20 protein-coding genes are annotated in these 24308 nt (G+C 72.6%); 10 read left to right on the forward strand and 10 right to left on the reverse strand.

From position 1 onward, the window contains the following. Nucleotides 1-2 precede the first annotated feature (2 nt). On the reverse strand, nt 3-1439 hold the full coding sequence (locus RI578_RS12700) for an ATP-binding protein (RefSeq protein WP_310871191.1): 1437 nt from the start codon (nt 1437-1439) through the stop codon (nt 3-5). Next, a complete protein-coding gene (locus tag RI578_RS12705; RefSeq protein ID WP_310871192.1) occupies nt 1436-2104 on the reverse strand; it encodes a response regulator transcription factor in 669 nt (222 codons plus the stop codon). Before RI578_RS12705 ends, RI578_RS12700 begins: the two co-directional genes overlap by 4 nt. A gap of 142 nt (nt 2105-2246) precedes the next feature. Between RI578_RS12705 and RI578_RS12710 the strand changes: the two genes are divergently transcribed. Next, nucleotides 2247-2948 carry a PepSY domain-containing protein gene (locus tag RI578_RS12710; RefSeq protein WP_310871193.1) on the forward strand — a complete coding sequence of 234 codons (702 nt, stop codon included), beginning with the start codon at nt 2247-2249 and terminating at the stop codon, nt 2946-2948. Here RI578_RS12710 and RI578_RS12715 read toward each other — a convergent pair. From RI578_RS12715 to RI578_RS12725, 3 genes are all read right to left on the reverse strand, one after another. After that, on the reverse strand, nt 2896-4176 hold the full coding sequence (locus RI578_RS12715; protein WP_310871194.1) for an MFS transporter: 1281 nt from the start codon (nt 4174-4176) through the stop codon (nt 2896-2898). The two genes, RI578_RS12710 and RI578_RS12715, sit on opposite strands and share 53 nt — an antisense overlap. 173 nt (nt 4177-4349) lie before the next feature. After that, nucleotides 4350-5306 carry a methylmalonyl Co-A mutase-associated GTPase MeaB gene (gene meaB / locus RI578_RS12720; RefSeq protein ID WP_310871195.1) on the reverse strand — a complete coding sequence of 319 codons (957 nt, stop codon included), beginning with the start codon at nt 5304-5306 and terminating at the stop codon, nt 4350-4352. A gap of 62 nt (nt 5307-5368) precedes the next feature. Next, the gene (locus RI578_RS12725; RefSeq protein WP_310871196.1) at nt 5369-6592 is read right to left on the reverse strand and encodes an acetyl-CoA C-acetyltransferase; all 1224 of its coding nucleotides are present in this window, start codon (nt 6590-6592) and stop codon (nt 5369-5371) included. 149 nt (nt 6593-6741) lie between these two features. Here RI578_RS12725 and mce point away from each other — a divergent pair, with 149 nt between their 5' ends. The 7 genes from mce to RI578_RS12760 all read left to right on the forward strand — a co-directional run bounded on the left by mce (nt 6742) and on the right by RI578_RS12760 (nt 16683). After that, nucleotides 6742-7182, forward strand: a complete 441-nt coding sequence (gene mce / locus RI578_RS12730) for a methylmalonyl-CoA epimerase (RefSeq protein ID WP_121749240.1) — start codon at nt 6742-6744, stop codon at nt 7180-7182. A gap of 233 nt (nt 7183-7415) precedes the next feature. Continuing rightward, on the forward strand, nt 7416-11399 hold the full coding sequence (scy, locus tag RI578_RS12735) for a polarized growth protein Scy (RefSeq protein ID WP_310871197.1): 3984 nt from the start codon (nt 7416-7418) through the stop codon (nt 11397-11399). Nucleotides 11400-11607: 208 nt separating this feature from the next. Next, nucleotides 11608-12543 carry a cellulose-binding protein gene (locus RI578_RS12740; protein WP_121749238.1) on the forward strand — a complete coding sequence of 312 codons (936 nt, stop codon included), beginning with the start codon at nt 11608-11610 and terminating at the stop codon, nt 12541-12543. 95 nt (nt 12544-12638) lie between these two features. After that, complete coding sequence (locus RI578_RS12745) at nt 12639-13634, forward strand: ABC transporter ATP-binding protein (RefSeq protein WP_310871198.1); 996 nt, start codon at nt 12639-12641, stop codon at nt 13632-13634. Continuing rightward, nucleotides 13631-14407 (forward strand): ABC transporter permease, encoded by a 777-nt coding sequence (locus RI578_RS12750; RefSeq protein ID WP_310871199.1) that lies wholly within the window; start codon nt 13631-13633, stop codon nt 14405-14407. The genes RI578_RS12745 and RI578_RS12750 overlap by 4 nt, the downstream gene beginning before the upstream one ends. Before the next feature lie 144 nt (nt 14408-14551). Beyond that, the gene (locus RI578_RS12755; protein WP_310871200.1) at nt 14552-15817 is read left to right on the forward strand and encodes an ABC transporter ATP-binding protein; all 1266 of its coding nucleotides are present in this window, start codon (nt 14552-14554) and stop codon (nt 15815-15817) included. Then, nucleotides 15814-16683 (forward strand): ABC transporter permease, encoded by an 870-nt coding sequence (locus RI578_RS12760; RefSeq protein WP_310871201.1) that lies wholly within the window; start codon nt 15814-15816, stop codon nt 16681-16683. Before RI578_RS12755 ends, RI578_RS12760 begins: the two co-directional genes overlap by 4 nt. Nucleotides 16684-16689: 6 nt before the next feature. On the opposite strand, the gene RI578_RS12765 is transcribed toward RI578_RS12760, so the two are convergent. Next, nucleotides 16690-17022, reverse strand: a complete 333-nt coding sequence (locus tag RI578_RS12765) for an ATP/GTP-binding protein (RefSeq protein ID WP_310871202.1) — start codon at nt 17020-17022, stop codon at nt 16690-16692. 265 nt (nt 17023-17287) lie between these two features. Here RI578_RS12765 and RI578_RS12770 point away from each other — a divergent pair, with 265 nt between their 5' ends. Beyond that, a complete protein-coding gene (locus tag RI578_RS12770) occupies nt 17288-18316 on the forward strand; it encodes an LLM class flavin-dependent oxidoreductase (RefSeq protein ID WP_310871203.1) in 1029 nt (342 codons plus the stop codon). Nucleotides 18317-18580: 264 nt separating this feature from the next. Here the strand turns inward: RI578_RS12770 and RI578_RS12775 are convergent, their stop codons facing one another. Beyond that, nucleotides 18581-18973 (reverse strand): SCO5389 family protein, encoded by a 393-nt coding sequence (locus RI578_RS12775; protein ID WP_055421911.1) that lies wholly within the window; start codon nt 18971-18973, stop codon nt 18581-18583. A gap of 279 nt (nt 18974-19252) precedes the next feature. Here RI578_RS12775 and nucS point away from each other — a divergent pair, with 279 nt between their 5' ends. Beyond that, the gene (gene nucS, locus RI578_RS12780) at nt 19253-19924 is read left to right on the forward strand and encodes an endonuclease NucS (protein ID WP_121749232.1); all 672 of its coding nucleotides are present in this window, start codon (nt 19253-19255) and stop codon (nt 19922-19924) included. An 88-nt stretch (nt 19925-20012) separates the two neighbouring features. Here the strand turns inward: nucS and RI578_RS12785 are convergent, their stop codons facing one another. From RI578_RS12785 to RI578_RS12795, 3 genes are all read right to left on the reverse strand, one after another. Further along, entirely contained in the window at nt 20013-22664 is a 2652-nt protein-coding gene (locus RI578_RS12785) for an ATP-binding protein (protein WP_310871204.1), read from the reverse strand. Nucleotides 22665-22943: 279 nt separating this feature from the next. Then, entirely contained in the window at nt 22944-23267 is a 324-nt protein-coding gene (locus tag RI578_RS12790) for an STAS domain-containing protein (RefSeq protein WP_030187305.1), read from the reverse strand. 174 nt (nt 23268-23441) lie between these two features. Continuing rightward, complete coding sequence (locus RI578_RS12795) at nt 23442-24290, reverse strand: 3-hydroxyacyl-CoA dehydrogenase family protein (protein WP_310871205.1); 849 nt, start codon at nt 24288-24290, stop codon at nt 23442-23444. Between the last annotated feature and the right edge of the window lie 18 nt (nt 24291-24308).

Genomic DNA, 24308 nt, shown 5'->3' on the forward strand with positions numbered 1-24308 from the left:
GCCTAGGCACCCGGCAGGCGGAGCTCGAACAGGGCGCCGCCTGCCGGTGCTTCGTGGACGGTGAGCGTGCCGCCGTGCCGCACGGCGACGTCACGGGCGATGGCCAGCCCCAGCCCCGCCCCGCCGTCGTCGCGGCTGCGGGCGGCGTCGAGCCGTACGAACCTCTCGAAGATCCGCTCCCGGTCGGCCGCCGGCACGCCTTCCCCGTCGTCGGCCACCGCGACCACGGCCGCGTCGCCGTCCCGCCGGACGGACACCTCCACCGCCGAGCGGGCGTGCCGCTGCGCGTTGTCGAGCAGGTTGGCCAGCACCCGCCCCAGCTGCCCCCGCGACCCGGCCACCGTCACCTCGCCCGCGTCATCGTCCTCGGCCCGCACGCTCACCCCGCTCCGGCCCCCGGCCTCCTCCCGCGCGAGCGCCGCGAGGTCGACGCGCGCGTCGGCGGGCCGCTCCCCCGCGTCCAGCCTGGCCAGCAGCAACAGGTCGGCGGCGAGCCGCTGCAGCCGTACGGTGTCCTCCACGGCGCCGTCGAGGTCGAGCAGCTCCGGGTGGGCGGCGGCCACCTCCAGCTGGGTGCGCAGCGAGGCGATCGGGCTGCGCAGCTCGTGCGAGGCGTCGGCGACGAAGCGCCGCTGCCGCTCCACCGAGGACTCCAGGGCGGCCAGCGTCCGGTTGGTCGTCGAGGCGAGCCGGGCCACCTCGTCGTGCGTGTCCGGCACCGGGACGCGGCGCGCGAGGTCCTCGCTGGCGGTGATCGCGGCCATCTCCCGGCGGATGCCCGCCACGGGGCGCAGCGCGCGCCCGGTGACCAGCCAGGTCACCCACCCGACGACCGCGAGCAGCAGCGGGAAGCCGATCAGCATGACGGTCAGCGCGGTGTTCACGGCACCGTGTTCGGCGGAGAGCGGGGCGCCGGCGTAGACGGTCAGGTCGTCCCCGGCCCGGTTCTGCACGGGTACGGCGGCGAAGCGGTAGTCCTCCGTGTCGCCGTCGATCGTCGCGGAACCGTCGCTGACGGTGGTCCGCTCACCGATCTCGCCGGGCTCCAGCGACTCGCCGGAGTCGTCATCGTCGTCCGAGTCGCCGTCGTCGTCGCCGTCACCGTCTCCGGTGGGGCTGGGCTGCGGCTGCACCGCGTCGACGCCGGTGCCGCTGATCCGCTCCAGGTCCTCGCTGGCGGCGACCAGCCCGCCGTCCTCGTCGACGACCTGCACCGGGCGGTCGTCCACGTCCAGCGACAGTTCGGCGTACGGCGTCCCGACGGCCAGCTCGGTGGCGACCTCCCGCGCGGAGCGCTCCGCCTGGGTGCCGGCCTCGCCGAGCAGGTTGGAGCGCAGGGACAGCAGGACGGCGGTGCCGGCCGCGACGAGGGCGACGGCGACCACGAGGGTGGCGCCGAGCGTGGCCCGGGCCCGGACCGACCCGAGGAGCCGGCTCATCGCTCGACCTCCAGCCGGTAGCCGGCGCCGCGCACGGTGCGGATGAGACCTGCGCGCAGCTTGCGCCGCAGGGCGCTGACGTACACCTCGACGATGTTGGGGTCGCCCTCGTAGGCGAAGTCCCAGACGTGCTCCAGGATCTCCGCCTTGGACACGACCTGTCCGGCCCGCACCACGAGCTGCTCCAGGACGGCGAATTCCTTCGCGGTGAGGGTGACTTCGCGTTCGCCCAGGAAGACCCGGCGGGCGGCGGTGTCGACCTTCAGGTCGCCGTGGACGTGCATGGGCGAGGCGCCCGCGCCCTGCGCCCGGCGCCGCAGCAGGGCCTTCACCCGGGCGACGAGGACGACGTACGAGAAGGGCTTGGTGAGGTAGTCGTCCGCGCCCGTGTCCAGACCCTCCGCCTCGTCGTACTCGCCGTCCTTGGCGGTGAGCATGAGGATCGGCACGTCGTGCCCGGCGGCGCGCAGGGCGGCGCAGACCCGGTAGCCGTTGAGGCCGGGCAGCATGATGTCGAGGATGACCAGGTCGTACGTGCCCTCGCCGGCCCGGTGCAGGCCCTCCAGGCCGTCGTGGACGACGTCCACGGCATAGCCCTCGGCGGTGAGGCCCTTGGCGAGCGACACGGCGAGACGCTTCTCGTCCTCCACGATCAACAGGCGCATGCGTAAAGAGTCGCAAAACCAAGCTGAAGATCCCTTCAGGCGGCTTCAGGTTGGCCTCAGCGTCGGTCCGCGACAGTGAAGGCGTCGAAATCACATCGACCCGAACGAATTTGTACGACTTACATGTCTCGGGAGGAACCGCATGAAGCGCAACATCGTGATCGCCGTCGTCACCGCCGCCGCACTGATCGGAGGCGGTACGGCGACGGCTCTGGCGACCTCGGGGGACGACGACCCGGGTACGACGCGCCAGGCGGACGTCCGGGCCGCGGACGACGACGCGAACGACGACGCCGGCGCGCGGGACGACGACGGCGATGACGCCGACGACTCCCGCGACCGTGACGACGACGGTGAGCGCGCCGCCTCCGCGAAGGTGACGGCGGCCGACGCCATCGCCTCCGCCCTGAAGAAGGCGCCGGGCACCGCCGTCTCCGCCGAACTGGACGACGAGGACGGCGACGACGACGGTGAGCGCGCGGCCTGGGAGGTCGACGTCCTCGCCGGTGACGGCACCTGGCACAGCGTGCGCATCGACCCCGCCGACGGCAAGGTCATCGGCTCGGAGACGGACGACGAGGACGACACCGACGAGGTGCGGGCCGCCCTGAAGGGCTCGTCCGTGGACGCCGCCGAGGCCGCGAAGGCGGCGGCCGGCCACGGCACCGTGACCTCCGTGGAGCTGGACGACGACGGCCACTACGGCGACGGCAAGGCGGCCTGGGAGGTCGAGACGCGGTCCTCCGGCAAGGCCGAGCAGGACTGGCGGGTGGACCTGAAGACCGGCAAGGTCACGGCCGACCGCTCGCACGACTCGGACTCCGACGACTCGGACGACGACTGAGCAGTCCCGACCGCTCGACGGACCGGCCGCGGCGGCGCCCCGGCACCAGCGCCGCCGCCGCGGCGACCGCGCCGGACACCGCGAAGCAGACCGGCAGCGGCAGCCGTTCCACCAGCAGGCCCACCGCCGCGGCGCCGGCGGCACTACCGGCGTTCACGGCCGTGTTGCACCAGGCTCCCGCCCGGATCCGGAAGCCGGGCGCCGCGCTCTCGTCGGCGATCAGGTAAGCCGTCGTCAGCGCCGGTGCCACGAACAGGCCCGCGCAGACCACGGCCACGACGAGCGTGCCGACGCCGGACGCGAGGCCCGCGGCGACCAGGCAGACACCGAGGCCGGCCGCGAGGAACGGGAGCCGGGCGCGGGCGGACGAACTCCAGGCGATGGCGCCGTTCAGGAGCCCGCCGACCGCACTGCCCGCCGACAGCGCCGCGAGCACCCAGGCGACGGTGGCGCCGCCGAGGCCGCGCTGACCCGCGAAGGCGACGACGAGGAGGTCGACGGCGCTCACCGAGATGCCGACGCCCGCGGCGACGGCGACGGGCTGCAGCAGGGCACGCCCCTGCCCCGCTCCCCCTCGGCCGGAGGGCGCGGAGTCGTCCTTCGCACGCTCCGCCGGACGCAGCACGCCCGCCGCCGGTGACGTGACGAAGGCGAGGGTGCCCACCGCCACCAGCACCGCGCTGAGCACGATGCCGACGGTCGGCGGGGCGATGCCGATCACCACGCCGACCAGGAGCGGGCCGGAGACGAAGAGCAGCTCCTCGGCGACGCCGTCCAGGCTGTAGGCGCGCTGCAGCATGGCCCGTTCGGGCAGCAGTTCGGCCCACACCGCGCGCATCGTGGGCCCGAGCGGGGGCGTGCAGGCGCCCGCGAACGCGGCGGTCGCCGCGAGGACGGCCGCGGGCGTGCCCGGCTCCCGGCAGACCGCCGCCAGCGCGCAGAGCAGGGCGGCGTAGAGCAGCGCCATGGGGAGCAGGGCGCGGCGCGGGCCGTGCCGGTCGACGAGGGCCGCGCGGTAGGGGGAGAGGAAGACGCCCGTGGCGCCGAAGATCGCCAGTACCGTGCCGGCCACGGCGTACGACCCGGTGGACCGGGTCAGGGAGAGCATCAGGGCGAGGGAGATCGTGCCGTACGACAGCCGGCCGACAAGAGCGGCGGCGAAGGTACGGCGCGCATGGGGGACACGGAGGACGGCGGCATACGAGGGCCGCGGAGCATGCGTGGACACGGAAGGTTCCTCAGAGGAAGGCAACGAGGGGACGCCGAAGCACGCGACGGCCGGGTGCGGCGGTCGCGTGCGGGGCGGGCCCTAGGCCAAGAGGAGGAACACGCGGGTCAACATACCGGCGCGGCACTGCGGCCGCACCGGGTTTCTCTGCTTCGGCTTTCTCTGCTTCGGCGTCAGCCGCTCGTCAGCCCGGCCACCAGTTCGTCGGCCGCGCGGTACGGGTCCAGCTCGCCCGCCACGATGCGTTCCGCCAGCGCGCCCAGGCGGCGGTCGCCGTGGAGGTCGCCGATGCGTTCGCGCAGGGTGGTGACGGCGATCGTCTCGACCTCGCGGGCGGCGCGGGTGCGGCGGCGTTCGGCCAGGACGTCCCGTTCCTCCATCCACGCGCGGTGCTTCTCCAGGGCCTCGACGACCTCGTCGACGCCCTCGCCGCGCGCGGCGACCGTCTTGACGATGGGCGGGCGCCAGTCGCCGGGGCCGCGGGACTCGCCGAGGCCCAGCATGTGGTTCAGCTCGCGGGCGGTCGCGTCCGCGCCGTCGCGGTCGGCCTTGTTGACGACGTAGACGTCGCCGATCTCCAGGATTCCGGCCTTGGCCGCCTGGATGCCGTCGCCCATGCCCGGGGCGAGGAGGACGACGGAGGTGTCGGCCTGGGAGGCGATCTCGACCTCCGACTGGCCCACGCCGACCGTCTCGACGAGGATCACGTCGCAGCCCGCCGCGTCGAGGACGCGGATCGCCTGCGGCGCGGCCCAGGCGAGGCCGCCGAGGTGGCCGCGGGTCGCCATCGAGCGGATGTAGACGCCCGGGTCGGACGCGTGCTCCGACATCCGGACGCGGTCGCCGAGCAGGGCGCCGCCGGAGAAGGGGGAGGACGGGTCGACGGCGAGCACGCCGACCCGCTTGCCCTGTTTGCGGTACGCCGTCACCAGCGCCGAGGTGGAGGTGGACTTGCCGACGCCCGGCGAGCCGGTCAGGCCGACCACGTACGCCCCGCCGGTCAGCGGCGCGAGGGCCGCCATGACCTCCCTGAGCTGCGGGGACGCCCCCTCCACCAGGGAGATCAGCCGGGCCACGGCCCGCGGCCGGCCTTCCCTGGCCTGGGCGACCAGCGAGGAGACGTCCTGCATCACAGCTCCGTTCAGCTTCGTTCGGTGTTGAAGGCGAGAAGGCGAGAAGGCGTACCGCGCGCTCAGGCCTTGGGTACCCGCACGATCAGCGCGTCACCCTGGCCGCCGCCGCCGCACAGCGCCGCCGCGCCGACCCCGCCGCCGCGCCGCTTCAGTTCCAGCGCCAGGTGCAGCACGAGCCGGGCGCCGGACATGCCGATGGGGTGGCCCAGGGCAATGGCACCGCCGTTGACGTTCACCTTTTCGGTGGAGACGCCGAGGTCCTTCATTGACTGCACGGCGACGGCCGCGAAAGCCTCGTTGATCTCGATCAGGTCGAGGTCCCCGACCTCCAGGCCCTCCTTCTTCAGGGCGTGCCGGATGGCGTTGGACGGCTGCGACTGCAAAGAGTTGTCCGGCCCGGCGACGTTGCCGTGGGCGCCGATCTCCGCGATCCACTCCAGGCCCAGCTCCTGCGCCTTGGCCTTGCTCATGACGACCACGGCCGCGGCGCCGTCGGAGATCTGCGAGGCCGAGCCCGCGGTGATCGTGCCGTCCTTGGAGAACGCCGGGCGCAGCTTGCCCAGCGACTCGGCGGTGGTGTCGCCGCGGATGCCCTCGTCCTTGCTGAACAGCACCGGGTCGCCCTTGCGCTGCGGGATTTCGACCGGCGTGATCTCGGCCTCGTAGACGCCGTTCTTCTGGGCGGCGGCGGCGCGCTGGTGGGACAGGGCGGCGATCTCGTCCTGGACGCCGCGCTCGATGCCGAGGCGGGTGTTGTGCTTCTCGGTGGACTCGCCCATGGCGACGCCCTCGAAGGAGTCGGTCAGACCGTCGTACGCCATGGCGTCGATCATCTGGACCGCGCCGTACTTGTAGCCCTCGCGGGACTTCGGCAGCAGGTGCGGGGCGTTGGTCATGGACTCCTGGCCGCCGGCCACGACCACGTCGAATTCACCGGCGCGAATGAGCTGGTCGGCGAGCGCGATGGCGTCGAGACCGGAGAGGCAGACCTTGTTGACCGTGAGCGCCGGGACGTTCATGGGGATGCCGGCCTTGACGGCGGCCTGGCGGGCCGGGATCTGCCCGGCGCCGGCCTGGAGCACCTGGCCCATGATCACGTACTGGACCTGGTCGCCGCCGATCCCCGCGCGGTCGAGCGCGGCCTTGATGGCGAAGCCGCCGAGGTCGGCGCCGGAGAAGGACTTCAGCGAGCCGAGGAGCCGCCCCATCGGGGTGCGGGCACCCGCGACGATGACGGAGGTCGTGCCGTTCGTTCCAGCGGTTTCAGAGATTCCGGAAGACATGAGCTGCGATCCCCTTTTCCGGCCCGCACAGGCCGAGGAGTGAACGAGGGTTTACTCGAATGTACTGAGCGGTATGCCGCCCGTCACCCGGCGGTCGGTGTGATCGCGCGCACGTTGCGTAACCACCTCCGGAGCGCTGCACTGAATCCATGCTGACGCGAATCGACCACATCGGAATCGCCTGCCGCGACCTCGACACGACCGTCGAGTTCTACCGTGCCACCTATGGCTTCGAGGTGTTCCACACCGAGGTCAACGAGGAGCAGGGCGTGCGCGAGGCCATGCTCAAGATCAACGATACGTCGGACGGCGGGGCCTCGTACCTCCAGCTCCTCGAGCCGACCCGGGAGGACTCCGCGGTCGGGAAGTGGCTCGCCAAGAACGGCGAGGGCGTCCACCACATCGCCTTCGGTACGGCGGACGTGGACGCCGACGCCGCGGACATCCGGGACAAGGGCGTACGCGTTCTGTACGACGAGCCCCGGCGGGGTTCCATGGGGTCGCGGATCACCTTCCTGCACCCCAAGGACTGCCATGGCGTACTGACAGAACTGGTCACTTCGGCGGCCGTTGAGTCACCTGAGCACTGACTCTCGTACATATGGGCCGGTAGGGTTGGGTGCGGTCGCCGCTCAGTCCAGGGTGACCCGGTCCTGTCGTCTGTGGTGGCGGGACCGCCGGGGTCGTGTTTCGGGGGGCGGACGCCGGGGCAGAAGCGCATGCTCCGCCGTTGATCTGACACCATTCCCCGGGGGCCCCGTCCGTTGGACGGACGGAGCTCGTTCGGGAAGATTTGCGACCAGGGGACGGATGGGACCGCGCAGTGCGGGGCTACGAGAGCCAGGAGCGAGAGCCGGCGGCTGACGTCGACCACCTCTCTCGGTTCGAGGCCGAGATGAAGCGGCTGAAGACCGAGCGGGAAAAGGCGATCCAGCACGCCGAGGACCTCGGCTACCAGGTCGAGGTGCTGCGCGCCAAGTTGCACGAGGCGCGGCGCACCATCATGTCCCGGCCCGCCTTCGACGGCGGCGACATCGGGTACCAGGCCGAGCAGTTGCTGCGCAACGCGCAGACGCAGGCCGACCAGCTGCGCGCGGACGCCGAGCGGGAGCTGAGCCAGGCCCGCGCGCAGACGCAGCGCATCCTCCAGGAGCACGCCGAGCAGGCCGCCCGGCTCCAGGCCGAGCTGCACCAGGAGGCGGTGACCCGCCGCCAGCAGCTGGACCAGGAACTGGCCGAGCGCCGGCAGACCGTCGAGTCGCACGTCAACGAGAACGTGGCCTGGGCCGAGCAGCTGCGCGCCCGCACCGAGCAGCAGGCCCGCCGGCTGCTCGACGAGTCCCGTGCCGAGGCCGAGCAGTCCCTGGCCGCGGCCCGGGCGGAGGCGGAGCGGCTGACGTCCGAGGCCCGGCAGCGGCTGCGGGACGACGCCGAGAGCGCCCGCGGCGAGGCCGAGCAGATCCTGCGCCGCGCCCGCACCGACGCCGAGCGGCTGCTGAACGCCGCCTCCACGCAGGCGCAGGAGGCCACCGACCACGCCGAGCAGCTGCGCAGCTCCACCGCCACCGAGTCGGAGTCGACCCGCCGCCAGGTCCAGGAGCTGAGCCGGGCCGCCGAGCAGCGGATGTCCGAGGCCGAGGAGGCGCTGCGCAAGGCGCAGGCCGAGGCCGAGAAGGTGGTCGCCGAGGCCAAGGAGTCCGCGGCCAAGGCCCTCGCGAGCGCCGAGCAGACCAACGAGCAGCGCACCCGCACCGCCAAGGAGCAGGTCGCCCGGCTGGTCGGCGAGGCCACCAAGGACGCCGAGTCCACCAAGAGCGAGGCCGAGCAGCTGGTCGCGGACGCCCGCGCCGAGGCCGAGAAGATCGTCGCCGAGGCGGCCGAGAAGGCCCGTACGCTCACCGCCGAGGAGTCGGCCACCCAGCTGTCGAAGGCGGCCAAGACCGCCGAGGACGTGCTGAACAAGGCCTCGGAGGACGCCAAGCGGACCACGAAGGCCGCCACCGAGGAGGCCGAGCGGATCCGCACCGAGGCCGAGGCCGAGGCGGACCGGCTGCGCGCCGAGGCGCACGACATCGCCGCCGAGCTCAAGGGCGCGGCGAAGGACGACACCAAGGAGTACCGCGCCAAGACCGTCGAGCTGCAGGAGGAGGCGCGCCGGCTGCGCGGCGAGGCCGAGCAGCTGCGCGCCGACGCCGTCGCCGAGGGCGAGAGGATCCGCGCCGAGGCCCGCAAGGAGGCCGTGGCGCAGATCGAGGAGGCGGCGAAGACCGCCGAGGAGCTGCTCGCCAAGGCCAAGGCGGACGCCGACGAGCTGCGGCAGAGCGCCACGACCGACGGCGAGAAGGTCCGCGCCGAGGCCATCGAGCGGGCGACGACCCTGCGCCGGCAGGCCGAGGAGACCCTGGAGCGCACCCGCGCCGAGGCCGAGCGGCACCGCACCGAGGCCGCCGAGCGCGCCGAGGAGCTCCAGGCGGACGCCGAGCGGGCCGCCCGCGAGCTGCGCGAGGAGACCGAGCGCGCCGTCGAGGCCCGGCAGGCGGAGGCCGCCGAGGAGCTGACGCGGCTGCACACCGAGGCGGAGGAGCGCCGCGCCGCCGCCGAGCAGGCGCTGACCGAGGCCCGTGAGGAGGGCGAGCGGATCCGCCGCGAGGCGGCCGAGGAGAGCGAGCGGCTGCGCACGGACGCGGCGGAGCGGATCCGTACGCTCCAGCAGCAGGCCGAGACGGAGGCCGAGCGGCTGCGCACCGAGGCCGCCGCGGACGCCTCCGCCTCCCGCGCGGAGGGCGAGAACGTCGCCGTACGCCTGCGGTCGGAGGCCGCCAACGAGGCGGAGCGGCTGAAGTCGGAGGCGCAGGAGAGCGCCGACCGGGTGCGGGCGGAGGCGCAGACCGCCGCCGAGCGCATCGCGGCCGAGGCGTCCGAGGCGCTGGCCGCCGCGCAGGAGGAGGCCGCCCGGCGCCGCCGCGAGGCCGAGGAACTGCTCGGCGACGCCCGGCAGGAGGCGGACCAGGAGCGCGAGCGGGCCCGCGAGCAGAGCGAGGAGCTGCTGGCCTCGGCGCGCAACCGCGTGGAGGAGGCGCAGGCCGAGGCGACCCGGCTGGTCGAGGAGGCCGACCGGCGCGCGACCGAGATGGTGTCGGCCGCCGACCAGCACGCGCAGCAGGTACGGGACTCGGTCGCCGGGCTGCACGAGCAGGCCCAGGAGGAGATCACCGGACTGCGCAGCGCCGCCGAGCACGCGGCGGAGCGCACCCGGCGCGAGGCCGAGGAGGAGGCGGACCGGGTCCGCGCCGACGCCTACGCGGAGCGGGAGCGGGCGAGCGAGGACTCCGGGCGGCTGCGGCGCGAGGCGCAGGAGGAGACGGAGGCCGCCAAGGCGCTGGCCGAGCGGACGGTGTCCGAGGCCATCACGGAGGCCGAGCGGATCCGTACGGACGTCTCCGAGCACGCCCAGCGGGTGCGCACGGAGGCCTCCGACGCCATCGCCGAGGCCGAGCAGTCCGCGTCCCGTACCCGGGCGGACGCCCGCGAGGACGCCAACCGCATCCGGTCCGACGCGGCGACGCAGGCGGACACCCTGATCACCGAGGCGCGCTCCGAGGCGGAGCGGCTCACCACGGAGACCGCGGCCGAGACCGACCGGATCCGGACGGAGACGGTCGCGGAGGCGGAGCGCGTCCGCACCGAGGCGGCGAACGAGGCCGCGCGGGTCCGGACGGAGGCGGCCGACGAGGCGGAGCGGCTGCGGACCGAGACGGTCGCCGAGGCGGACCGGGTCCGGGCCGAGGCCAGTGCCCGGGCCGAGCAGCTGGTCTCGGACGCCACCGGCGAGGCCGAGCGGCTGCGGGCCGAGGCCGCCGAGACGGTCGGCTCCGCGCAGCAGCACGCCGAGCGCGTCCGCACCGAGGCGGAGCGTCTCCAGGCCGAGACGGCGGCGGAGGCCGAGCGGGTCACCGCGGCCGCCCGCGAGGAGGCCGAGCGCACCCTCGACGAGGCCCGCAAGGACGCCAACAAGCGGCGCTCGGAGGCGGCCGAGCAGGTCGACACGCTCATCACGGAGACCACGGCCGAGGCCGACAAGCTGCTCACCGAGGCCCAGCAGCAGGCCCAGAAGGCCACCGCGGAGGCCGAGTCGCAGGCCGACACGATGGTCGGCGCGGCCCGCACGGAGGCCGACCGGATCGTCGCGCAGGCGACGGTCGAGGGCAACACCCGGGTGGAGAAGGCCCGTACGGACGCGGACGAGTTGCTGGTCGGCGCCCGCCGGGACGCCACCGCCATAAGGGAGCGCGCGGAGGAGCTGCGCGAGCGGCTCACCTCCGAGATCGAGGAGTTGCACGAGCGGGCCCGCCGCGAGGCCGCCGAGACGATGAAGTCGGCCGGCGACCGCTGCGACGCGCTCATCAAGGCCGCCGAGGAGCAGCTCGCCAAGGCGGAGGCGAAGGCCAAGGAGCTGGTGTCGGAGGCCAACTCCGAGGCCGGCAAGGTGCGCATCGCCGCCGTCAAGAAGGCGGAAGGGCTCCTCAAGGAGGCCGAGCAGAAGAAGGTGTCGCTGGTCCGGGAGGCCGAGGAGCTCAAGGCCGAGGCGGTCCGCGAGGCCCGGCAGACGGTCGAGGAGGGCAAGCGCGAGCTGGAGATCCTGGTGCGGCGCCGCGAGGACATCAACGCGGAGATCTCCCGGGTGCAGGACGTGCTGGAGGCGCTGGAGTCCTTCGAGGCGCCGACGGGCGGCGGCAAGGACAACGGGGTCAAGGCCGGTGCCACGGTGGGCGCCCCACGTTCGGGTGGCAAGTCGTCAGACGGCTAGCGCCCGGGGCGGATTCGATGATCTGCTGGAGATCTTTGGCCGGAGTCCTGACCAGACCCTTGACCTGAACTTTGGCAAGCCATCCGTGGGCCTGCCACCCAAAAGAGGTGTCATTCTCCGTATCAAACGTGCATCCGCTCGATGACACACCGCATTGGCGCCTAGGATTCCCTCTATCACCTCACCGGTCTCTTTCGACAGGAACCCCATGAGCGACACTTCCCCCTACGGCTTCGAGCTTGTGCGGCGTGGGTACGACCGCGCTCAGGTGGACGAACGTATCTCCAAGCTCGTCTCCGACCGTGACAGCGCTCTCGCCCGCATCACCGCTCTGGAAAAGCGCATCGAGGAGCTCCACCTCGAAACCCAGAACGCCCAGGCCCAGGTGAACGACGCCGAGCCGTCGTACGCCGGTCTCGGCGCCCGGGTCGAGAAGATCCTGCGCCTCGCCGAGGAAGAGGCGAAGGATCTGCGCGAGGAGGCCCGGCGCGCGGCCGAGCAGCACCGCGAGCTGGCCGAGTCGGCGGCCCAGCAGGTGCGCAACGACGCGGAGTCGTACGCCGCCGAGCGCAAGGCCAAGTCCGAGGACGAGGGCGTCCGGATCGTCGAGAAGGCCAAGAGCGACGCCTCGCAGCTGCGTTCCGAGGCGCAGAAGGACGCGCAGTCCAAGCGCGAGGAGGCGGACGCCCTCTTCGAGGAGACCCGCGCCAAGGCCGCGCAGGCCGCCGCCGACTTCGAGACGAACCTCGCCAAGCGCCGCGAGCAGTCCGAGCGCGACCTGGCCTCCCGTCAGGCCAAGGCCGAGAAGCGCCTCGCGGAGATCGAGCACCGCGCGGAGCAGCTTCGCCTGGAGGCGGAGAAGCTGCGCACGGACGCCGAGCGCCGCGCCCGCCAGACCGTCGAGACGGCGCAGCGCCAGGCCGAGGACATCGTGGCCGACGCCAACGCCAAGGCGGACCGGATCCGTTCGGAATCGGAGCGCGAGCTGGCGGCCCTCACCAACCGCCGCGACTCCATCAACGCGCAGCTGACCAACGTGCGCGAGATGCTGGCGACCCTCACGGGCGCCGCGGTGGCCGCCGCCGGTACGCCGGCCGAGGACGAGCCCGTCTCCCGCGGGGTGCCGGCCCAGCAGTCCCGCTGACCCGGGGCGTACGCCGGCCAACAAGGGCGTAACAAGTACGAAGCCTTCTGTCACTGGGGTGGCAGAGGGCTTCGTCACGTTTTAGCGTGGGCGCCATGATCGAGCTCGAGGGGCTGACCAAGCGGTACGGCGAGAAGGTGGCGGTCAACAATCTCTCCTTCACCGTCAGACCCGGCATCATCACGGGCTTCCTGGGTCCCAACGGCGCGGGCAAGTCGACCACCATGCGGATGGTGCTGGGCCTGGACCGTCCCACCGCCGGGGACGTCCGGATCGACGGCAAGCACTACGACCAGCTCAAGGACCCGCTGACGTACATCGGCGCGCTGCTGGAGGCCAAGGCCTGGCACGGGGGGCGCAGCGCCTACAACCATCTGCTGTGCCTCGCGCAGAGCAACGGCATCCCGGCGAACCGGGTGCGCGAGGTGCTGGACACGGTCGGGCTCTCGGCGGTCGCCCGGAAGAAGACGAAGGGTTTCTCCCTCGGCATGGGCCAGCGGCTCGGCATCGCCGGCGCGCTGCTCGGCGACCCCCGGATCCTGATGTTCGACGAGCCGGTCAACGGCCTCGACCCCGAGGGCATCCACTGGATCCGCAATCTGATGAAGACCCTGGCCTCCCAGGGCCGTACGGTCTTCGTCTCCTCCCACCTGATGAGCGAGATGGCGCTGACGGCGGACCATCTCGTGGTCATCGGCCAAGGCAGGCTGCTGGCGGACACCTCGATGGCCGAGTTCATCGCGGAGAACTCGCGCAGCTACGTCCGGATCCGCACCCCGCAGCGCGAGCGGCTGCTCGACGTACTGCACGGGGACGGCATCACGGTCGTGGAGACCGGGGCCGAGGTCCTGGAGGTGGACGGCGACAAGTCGGAGGCGATCGGGGAGCTGGCGGCACGGCACCAGATCGTGCTGCACGAGCTGAGCCCTCAGCGGGCCTCGCTGGAGGAGGCGTTCATGCAGCTGACCGCGGAGTCCGTGGAGTATCACGCGCACGACGGGCAGCCGCCGGGTCCGGTTCCACCGCACCAGCAGCAACAAGGGCCGCAACAGGGGCGGCAGCAGTGGGGCAGCGACTGGAGGAAGGGATGAGCATGGCGGCGACACAGGTCGTACGGTCCGAGTGGACCAAGATCCGGTCGGTCGCGTCCACCGTGTGGACGCTGGGCCTCGCCGTGGTCGTCACCATCGCCCTCGGCATGCTGATCTCGGCGCTGTCGAAGAGCGAGTTCGGCAACATGAGCGAGCGGGACCAGCTCACCTTCGACCCGACCTTCATCAGCTTCGCCGGAACGAGCCTCGGCCAGCTGGCGATGATCGTGTTCGGGGTGCTGGTGGTGGCGAACGAGTACAGCTCCGGCATGATCCGCACCTCGCTGGCCGCCGTGCCGCGGCGCGGCACCTTCCTGTTCAGCAAGATCGCGGTGGCCACCGCTCTCGCCCTCATCGTGAGCATGATCACCAGCTTCGCCACCTTCTTCCTCGGCCAGGCGATGCTCGGCGACCTGAAGGCGTCGATCGGCGATCCGGGCGTGCTGCGCGCGGTCATCGGCGGCGGCCTGTACATGACGCTCATCGCGATGTTCTCGATGGGCGTCGCCGCGATGCTGCGCTCGCCGATGCTGTCGCTGGGCATCCTGATGCCCTTCTTCTTCCTGATCTCCAACATCCTGGGCAACGTCCCGGCGACGGAGAAGGTCGGCCGATTCCTGCCCGACCAGGCGGGCAGCAAGATCATGCAGGTGGTGGCGCCGATCGACGACGACGTCCCCTACGGCCCGTGGGGCGGCCTCGGGATCATGGCACTGTGGGTGATCGCGGCCCTCGTCGGCGGGTACGTTGTGCTGAAGAGGCGGGACGCCTGACGAGGATCGGGCAGACGCTGGAAGTGTTCCGTCCGAGCCCGGATTTTGCCCGGGCTTGAACGGAACCGTCAGCGCCTCGATATCCTCCTAACCCTTACGGGGGCGTGTGCCCTGCTGTCCTGAACCTTCCGATGGGTGCGGAGCATGATCGAGGCTGTCGGCCTGACCAAGCGCTACGGCGACAAGACCGCAGTGCACAACCTCTCCTTCCAAGTGCGGCCCGGCGCCGTCACCGGCTTCCTCGGGCCCAACGGCTCGGGCAAGTCGACGACGATGCGCATGATCCTCGGCCTGGACAACCCCACCGCCGGACACGTGACCATCGGCGGCCACCCCTACCGCAAGCTGCCCAACGCCGCCCGCCAGGTCGGCGCGCTCCTCGACGCCAAGGCGGTGCACGGCGGCCGCTCCGCCCGCAACCACCTGCTGAGCCTGGCCCAGCTGTCGGGCATCCCGGCCCGGCGCGTGGACGAGGTGCTCGGCGTGGTCGGCCTCCAGGACGTGGCCCGGCGGCGTTCCAAGGGCTTCTCGCTCGGCATGGGCCAGCGGCTCGGCATCGCCGCCGCGCTGCTCGGCGACCCCCAGGTGCTGCTGTTCGACGAGCCGGTCAACGGCCTCGACCCCGAGGGCATCCACTGGGTGCGCAACCTGATGAAGGCGCTCGCGGCGGAGGGCCGTACCGTCTTCGTCTCCTCGCACCTGATGAGCGAGATGGCGCTGACCGCCGACCACCTGATCGTCATCGGGCGCGGCCAGCTGCTCTCCGACATGAGCGTGAAGGACTTCATCTCGGCCAACTCCGCCGACTTCGCGCGCGTGCGGACACCGGACAGCGATCCGCAGCTGCGCGAGAAGCTGACGTCCGCGCTGACCGAGGCGGGCGGGCACGTGATGTCCGAGCAGGACGGTGCGCTGCGGGTGACCGGGCTGGCGCTCCCCCGGATCAGCGACATCGCGCACGGCAGCGACGTACGGCTGTGGGAACTGTCGCCGCACCAGGCCTCGCTGGAGGAGGCGTACATGCGGATGACGCAGGGCGCCGTCGACTACCGGTCGACCGCCGACCAGAAGGCCGGGCTCCAGCAGCCGCTGCCGCCCGGCGCGCAGCCGCCGATGCCGGTGCCCGGACAGGGCCAGCCCGGCTGGTACGCCCCGCCGCCGCCCCAGCAGGGCGGTCAGCCCTTCCCCGCGCCCCAGGGCGCGCCGGGTCAGGCCCCGGCGGGACCGTACGGCGCCCCGGCCGCGCCCGGTGCGGTACCGGGCGGGCAGCCCGTCAACCCGTACGCGGCACAGCAGGCCCCGCAGGCCCCGCAGGCGCCTCCGGTCCCCGCACCGCCCGGCGTCGCCCCCTCTCCCGCTTCCGCCCCCGCGCCCGTCACCGACCCGACCAAGCCCGAGGACGCCCGATGAGCACGCCCCAGCCCCCGATGCAGCAGGCCGCACCCGAGTGGCAGGCGGCGCCCGGGTCGCCGTACCCCACGTACACGTCGCCGATCCCGGTGGTGCGCACCCACCTCGGGCATGCGCTCGCCTCCGAGTGGACGAAGATCAAGTCGGTGCGCTCGACGATGTGGACGCTGGGCGTGTTCGTCCTGCTGGTCGTCGGCATCGGCCTGCTGACCGGCCTGGTGGTGGCGAGTTCCTCGACCGACCTCTCCGGCTCGAACTCGCTGGAGATGGGCTTCTTCGGACTGCTCCTCGGCAGCATCTGCGTCATCACGCTCGGCGTGATGACCACCGCGTCGGAGTACGGCACCGGCATGGTGCGGACCACGATGACCGCCTGCCCGAGCCGCGGCCGGGTCCTCGCGGCCAAGGGGATCGTCTTCTTCCTGGTGGCGTTCGTCGTGACACTGGTGTCCGCCGCGCTCGTCGCCCTCATGCACATGGCGCTCCTGGAGGGCAACGGGGCCGACGAGCCCACCGGAGCCGAGTGGCTGAAGGCCACGGTCGGTGTCTCGTTCTACGTCGCGCTGCTCGGGTTGCTCTCGCTCGCCATCGGTTCGATCATCCGGCACTCCGCGGGCGCCATCACGATCATGATCGGGACGCTGCTCGCCCCGCTGGTGATCGCGCTGTTCATGTTCTCGGAGTCGCTGAAGGACGTGCAGCAGGCCCTGTTCGAGTACTCGATCCCCAACCAGATGAGCATCTTCTACGCCAACTCGCTCAGCGACTCCGGCCCGTCCGGCTGGGACCCGCTGTGGATCATGCTCGGCGTGACGGCCGCCGCGTTCGCCGGCGCGTTCGCGCTGCTGGAGAAGCGGGACGTGTAGGAGGGTTCAGAACTTCGGCGCGTTACGGGACCGCTGCACCCGCGTGGTGCGGCGGTCCTTCGCGTTCCAGCAGGACTTGTGCCAGTGCCGGCGGTCGTCGACGCCCGAGTGCGCCGGCCAGGCCACCACGTGCGGGACACCGTCCGGGATCAGCTGGTCGCAGCCCGGGCAGCGGTACGCCTTCCCCTGCGCGCTCGCGCCCGCCACGTGCCGTACGCTCCACTCCTCGCCCTGCCAGCTCTCCGACGACTGCCAGCCGCCGTAGCGGCCGGAGCCGTCGTCCTCGGCGCTCCGGCCGGACGAACCGGCTCCCTTGGGTCGGTTGCGACGCGGGGACACAGGACACCTCACGGAGCTATACAGGGAATACGGGCGGCGACCAGCCTACGCGGCACGGACAGGGGTACGCGTACGCCGCCGACCACCGCGACTCCCCCGTGCGGAGCTGCCACGGGGGCCGTCGAGGACCGTCGAAGGCCCTGCACAACGGCCGATTCTGCAGACAATCCGCAAATCTCTCCGCCCGGCCGTGTCCTCGGCACGTGTCAGACGGTTATGCCCTGTGGGGGAGCTCCGGGTCGGAGCCGAGGAAGCAGGAAAAGCAATGCGCGTAGGAAGTTTCGTGTTGGGCGCCCAGTTCCCGGGCCAGGGCCAGGGTGAGGCGCTGCACCGCGCGGTCCGCTCGGCCGAGGTCGCCGAGGAGGCGGGGCTCGACACGGTCTGGCTGGCCGAGCACCACTTCGTGCCGTACGGCACGTGTCCTTCGGCCGTGACGCTGGCCGCGCTGCTGCTGGGCCGCACCCGTCGCATCCGGGTCGGCACCGCGGTCAGCGTGCTGCCCACCGTCCACCCCGTGGCCCTCGGCGAGCAGGCCGCGCTGCTCCACGTCACGAGCGGCGGCCGGTTCTCGCTGGGCGTGGGCCGGGGCGGCCCGTGGGTGGACCTGGAGGTGTTCGGCGCGGGCCTGGAGGCGTACGAGAAGGACTTCCCGGAGTCACTCGATCTGCTGGTCCGCTGGCTGCGCGAACCGGCCGTCGGCGCCTCGGGCGAACGCTTCCGGTTCCGCGAGGTGCCCGTCGTCCCGCGCCCCTCGGAGTCCCTGACGGAAGGCGCGGGCCCCGAGGTCGTCGTCGCCTGCACGTCCCCGTCGAGCGTGCGCATGGCGGCCGAGCGGGGGCTGCCGATGCTGCTCGGGATGCACGTCGGCGACGAGGAGAAGGCCGAGATGGTCGCCCTGTGGCGGCAGCACGCACGCGCGGCCGGGCGGCCGGCGGCGGAGATCCACGGCGCGGCCCACGTCTCGGCCGGCGTCTGCCAGATCGCGGACCGGCGCGTCGACGCGGCGGAGACCCTGCTCAAGGCGATGCCCGGCTGGCTGCGTCAGGGCCTGGGGGCCCATGTCACGGTGGACGGCCGCGCCCGGCAGATGCGCGACCCGCACGCGTACACCGAACTGCTCTGCGGACTGCACCCGGTGGGCCCGCCCCGGCTGTGCGCGGACCGGCTCGCGGCGACCGGCGAGCGGACCGGCATCAACCGCTTCGCCCTGCTCGTCGAGGGGTCCGGAGACCTCGCGGCGACCGAGGAGAACGTACGGCGGCTCGGGGCCGAGGTCCTCTCCCAGCTCCGCTGAGGACGTGGGCGGGGAGCTTGCCGCTCCGGTACAGAACTGCACCTCCCGCGTACGGAACGGCAAGCGGACGACCTAGGGAGTGCCGTTTGGATCGTGCCGGGGTCGCGGCGCCTGGCACGCACATCTGCGGCCTTGTCGTCACTCGCCGACGCTCCGCGTCGACTCGCTCCTCCGCCTTGCAGCTGCACGCACCAGACCCCGCTCGGGCCGACCACAAGTCGCCGTTGCCCGGAGCCGGCCTGATCCAATCGACACCCCCTGGCGTCAGCAGTCGCGGAACTCGGGCGACTGGTTCAGCACCTGGCTGCGTACCGAGGTGAAGCGGGTCAGCTTCTCGTCGACAGAGGAGTCCAACGGGAACACCGCCACCCGGTGGCAGTTCTGGAAGGCCAGCCGCACCCCGAAGTGCCGCTGCAGTGCACCGCGGATGGCGTCACTCGCCAGCGCACGCAGCAGCTGGCCGCGCGCCTGCTCGTCCGGCGGGGGCGTCTGGTTGTCGGCGAACGCTCCGCCGTCGACCTTCAGCTGTGCCACCAGGGAGCTGACCATCTCCCATGCGTAAGGCAGGGAAGTCCGGACGCAGTCGACGAAGGCTGCTTCGTCGACCTCGCCTCGCTCGGCCTGTTCGAGTAGGGCCGGTGAGACGTCGAGCGACATGGGTTCTCCTCTCGCACCCCCGACTGGCAGGGGTTGCCGGACAGTTAAAGGGAGCGCGATTTCGAACACGCTGCGTACACACCTCGCGACCTCCCGTTCAATACCGTAAGCAACCGATCGTGACCGCACCAGGAGAATGCCCATATGGGCACCATCCGGTAGGCGCACAATCGGCCAGTGCGCAAGACGGGGCCAATGGGAGAAGTGGGACAGCGCCCGGGGCCGCCGGGGCACGGGCGAATCGCGTCGGGCCGGGCACGTCGAGTAGCGTTGCCGACCATGCGTCTCGTCATTGCCCGCTGCTCCGTCGACTACGCCGGGCGGCTCACCGCCCACCTGCCCTCGGCTCCCCGGCTGATCCTGGTCAAGGCTGACGGCAGCGTCTCGATCCACGCCGACGACCGGGCCTACAAGCCCCTCAACTGGATGTCGCCGCCCTGCGCCCTGAAGGAGGGCACGGGCGAGGAGGAGGGCGTCTGGACCGTCGTCAACAAGGCGGGCGAGAAGCTCATCATCACGATGGAGGAGATCCTCCACGACTCCTCGCACGAGCTGGGCGTCGACCCGGGCCTGATCAAGGACGGCGTGGAAGCGCACCTCCAGGAGCTGCTCGCCGACCGTATCGAGACGCTGGGCGAGGGCTACACGCTCATCCGCCGCGAGTACATGACCGCCATCGGCCCCGTCGACATCCTGTGCCGGGACGCCGAGGGCCGGACCGTCGCGGTCGAGATCAAGCGGCGCGGCGAGATCGACGGCGTGGAGCAACTCACGCGCTACCTGGAGCTGTTGAACCGCGATCCCCATCTCGCCCCGGTGCGCGGCGTCTTCGCCGCCCAGGAGATCAAGCCGCAGGCCCGCGTGCTCGCCACGGACCGCGGTATCGGCTGCCAGGTGCTGGACTACAACGCCATGCGGGGCATCGAGGACGACAAGCTGCGGCTGTTCTGAGCGGGCGTCGCCTACGACGTGCGAGAGGGCCGGGTCCGTGTCGGCGGACCCGGCCCTCCGTGCTGTTCCGTGCGTGTTCCGGGGAACGTCAGATGATCTGACCCGTCGCCGGGCCCGAGCCGCTCGGCGTCCCCGTGCCGGTGCCCGTGCCGCTGGTCGCGGTGCTGCTCTGCGAGGCGGTCGCGGTGCCCGCGGGGGAGCCGGCGGTGGTGGAGGGCGCGCCGGGGCCGCTGGCCGTGTCGGAGGTCTCCGGGGTCGACGGCGGGGGCGTCTCCGTGTCGGTGGGCGCGGGGGTGGTGGGCTCCTCGGTCTCGGTCGGCGTACCGGGATCGGTCGGCTCGGTGTCCGTGGGCTTCGGCGTGGTCGGCTTCGTCGAGGGCGAGGTCGGCGGCTTGCTCGACTCGTCCGGCGAGCCGGGGTCGTCCGGGCTCTCGCTGTCGCCGGGCTCGTCGGAGCCGCCCGGGCTGCTCGGGCCGTCCGACGGGCTCGCCGACTCGCTCGGCGTCGGGTCGTCCGACGTGCCGACGGTGCCGTCCGGGCCGGGGTCGGTGGGCCGGCCGGTGTCTCCCGGGTTCGCGCCGTCGTCGGACGGCCGGTCCGCGCCCAGGCTGCCGTCGTCGACACCCTGGCTGGCCGACGGATTGACACCGACCTGGTCCGAGGGATCGCCGGCGTCGTTCTCCGACGTGGCTCCGAGGGTCACCACCGTGCCGAGCACGGCGACGAGCAGGGCGCCCGCTCCGGCGGCGACGAGGTTGCGCCGCGCGAAGCCCTTGATGCCGACGCCCGCCTTGCGGGACGGCCCGGTGGACGCCTCCCGGCTGGTGACCAGGGTCGGCGCCTGCGGGGGCGGCTGGAGGGGCGGGAAGGGCGCGGGTACGCCCGCGGGCGGCGACGCCGACTCCTCGTTCCGGGCGTCGGGCACCTCCTCCCCCGCGGTCGGGCCGAGGCCGACGACGCCGAACCCGGCAGCGGCCCCCGCTCCACCGAACGCGCCGGCGCCGGTGCCGAGGCCGGGGGTGTCCCCGCTCCGGTCGGCGACCAGTGCGAGGGCACGGCGGCCCGCCACGGCGCCGCGCTTGTCGGAGAGCGCGCCGCGCAGCCCGATGGAGGCCTCCAGCTCGGCGCGGGCCCGGTCGAGGTGGCCCTCGCACAGCGCGAGGACACCGAGTTCGTGGTGGAAGTAGGCCTGTTCCGCGACGTCACCGGCGAGCCGGGAGGCCTCGGTGCCGGAACGCAGCGCCCGTTGCCAGGCGCTCCAGTGCAGCCCGGCGGCGAACGCCGGTGCCGCGGTGCGGGCCAGCTGGACGGCGGGGCTCTCCTCGTCGTCCGCCGGCGGGGTCGTCGCCGGCACCAGCACGGACAGGGCGGCCAGCACGGCGTCGGCCTCGGCGCAGACCCGCTCCGGGGTGACCGAGGGGTGGCCGGCCCACCAGGCGTAGTGCTGGGTGGCGGCCAGCGCCCTCTCCCGTACGTCGTCGGCGTATCCGGCGCTCTCCAGCTGGGTGAGCACCCCGGCGGCGAGCCGGTAGCGGGAGCCGACCGGCGAGACCAGTCCGCAGTCGGTCAGCTCGCCGAGGGCGGCGTCCGCGTGGGTGTCGCCGACCAGGGCGGGCAGATGCGCCTGGTGCGGCACCTCGCCGCCGAGCGCGACGGCGAACTCCAGGGTGGCGCGGGCCGAGGCGCTGAGCCGGGAGGCGAGCAGCGGCGCGGGCGCGGCGGCCTCACCGAGGGACGGCAGGGGCACCTCGGCGGCCTCGGCGGCGTCGTAGGGCGTGTCGTCGGCCGGACGGGCGTCGACGAAGACGCCGAACTCGTCGACGGCGTCGGCACCGGCCCGCTGCCGGTCGCGCCGGCGCAGCAGGGCACCGGCCTGGACGAAGCGCAGCGGCAGGCCCTCGGACTCGAACCAGAGGTCGCCGGCCCAGTTGGCCTCCTCCTCGGTGAGGGTCCGGCCGGCGGCGCGCTCCAGCAGCTCCACGCCGTCCGAGCGGTCCAGGCCGGTGAGGAAGACCTCCTCGACGGCCGAGTCGGCGGAGGGCGCGGGCACGTCCGGGGTGGCGCCGATGAGGAAGGCGCACTCGGGGGTGGCGTCCAGCAGCTCGTCGAGGGCGGTGCCGCCGAACTCGACGTCGTCCAGGACGACGACCGCGCCGACCTCCCGCAGATGGCCGAGCAGTTCCTCCCGGTCCGGGCGGTGCAGCGGCGCGCGGTGGACGGCGTGGAAGAGGTCGTACAGGAGGTCGTCGGCCGTGCGGCGGAAGCCGCTGAGCCGGACCACGCCGTCGGGTGCCAGGCCCGCGCAGTCCTCGGCGACGACGTCGAGGAGGCTGGTGCGGCCGGAACCGGCGGGGCCGGTGAGGCGGACGGAACGGCCGCGGGCGAGCAGCCGCACCAGGCGTTCGCGTTCGTCCTCGCGGGCCAGCAGGCCGAGCACGGTCCGGACCGGTCCCGGCGGGACGGGCGGCCTCCCGGCGCGCTCCGCCTCGGCGCGTTCGGCCGCGGTGAGCTTCTCGGGCCGGGCGGGCCGCTCCGCGGGCGGGCAGACCTCGATCTCGCTGCCGTCGACGGGGTTGACGGTGAGCAGGAAGTCGCCGGACACCAGCTGCACTGTGCGGGCCAGCGCGGGCGCGTGCTGTCCGAAGTCGGTGGTGAGGGGGTCCCTGGGCGGGCGTGGGCGCGGCGCCTGGTGGTCGCCGTCTTGGCCGTGCTCCTCGGGTCCCCGGTTGTTCGGGTCCATAGGTTCAAGCCCCCCAAAAGCGTCGTGTGCAGGGCCCCGGTCGGGACCACCCTCTCCCGGCCTTGCCGCACACCGCGCTGTCGCTTCTGGTCCGGGCCCGCCAGATGGGTTCGCAAGATGGCGGGCAGCCAGACCCTAAACCTTCGCTCAGTATCTCCGACAGTCCGGGGTACCGACCCGTCCGAGACGTCACAGTCTCGTGAGGATTGCGTGCGTCGGGCGTTTCGCCGAGCGGTGTCCGGGTCACCCCGGTCCACCGGACCGCACCGGCCCGTGGCGTCACACCCTGGGCAGGGTCTCCACGCCGATGCCGCCCTCGATGGCCAGGATCCGGTGCAGCCGGGTGGCCACCAGCAGGCGCTGCATCTGCGGCGGTACGTCGCGCAGCACCAGCCGCCGGCCGCAGCGGCCGGCCCGCCGGTGGGCCCCCATGATCACGCCGAGTCCGGTGGCGTCCCAGGAGTCCAGTTCGGACAGGTCCAGCACCAGGTCGCCGACTCCGTCGTCGACGGCCGAGTGCAGGACCGTACGGGCGTCCGCCGCGCTGCGGACGTCGAGGCGGCCCCCGACGACCAGCTCGACGTGGTCGCCCCTGATGTGCATATGCGCTCCCCGGCGTGCGTCTTTGTTTCGTCTCGTCGATTCTTCTGCGTGATCTCTCGGCGATATCAGGTGTTGCAACCTCTGACTGGCCGAAACGATCGGAGGTTGCCGCCTGTAAGCGAACCGATACCGAATTCACCCCGGCGTGTGACGTTTCCCGGGGCCGATGCGACCTCAGTGCTTGTAGAAGCCCTGCCCGCTCTTGCGGCCGATGTCACCGGCGTCCACCATCCGGCGCATCAGCTCCGGCGGGGCGAACTTCTCGTCCTGGGACTCGGTGTAGATGTTGCCGGTGGCGTGCAGCAGGATGTCGACGCCCGTCAGGTCGGCGGTGGCCAGCGGTCCCATGGCGTGGCCGAAGCCCAGCTTGCAGGCGAGGTCGATGTCCTCGGCGGTGGCCACGCCCGACTCGTACAGCTTCGCGGCCTCGACGACGAGGGCGGAGATGAGGCGGGTGGTCACGAAGCCGGCGACGTCGCGGTTGACGACGATGCAGGTCTTGCCGGTGGACTCGGCGAACTCCCGCGCGGTGGCGAGCGTTTCGTCGCTGGTCTTGTAGCCGCGCACCAGCTCGCACAGCTGCATCATCGGGACCGGGGAGAAGAAGTGGGCGCCGACGACCCGTTCGGGGCGCTCCGTCACGGCCGCGATCTTGGTGATCGGGATGGCGGAGGTGTTGGACGCGAGGATCGCCTCGTCCTTCACCAGCTTGTCGAGGGCGCGGAAGATCTCGTGCTTGACTTCCAGCTTCTCGAAGACGGCCTCGACGACGACGTCCGCGTCGGCGGCGGCCTCCAGGTCGGTGGTGGCGGTGATGCGCGCGAGGGCGGCCTCGGCGTCGTCGGCGGCGAGCTTCCCCTTGGCGACGAACTTGTCGTACGACGCCTCGATGCCGTCGGTGCCGCGCCGGAGCGCCTCGTCGGTGACGTCGCGCAGGACGACGTCCCAGCCCGCCTGGGCGGAGACCTGGGCGATTCCGGACCCCATGAGACCGGCTCCGATGACGGCGAGCTTCCGTGCCACTGTGCGACTCCCCTGATA

Origin of the sequence: Streptomyces sp. BB1-1-1 (assembly GCF_031597775.1) — a bacterium.
GTDB classification, from domain to species: domain Bacteria; phylum Actinomycetota; class Actinomycetes; order Streptomycetales; family Streptomycetaceae; genus Streptomyces; species Streptomyces thinghirensis.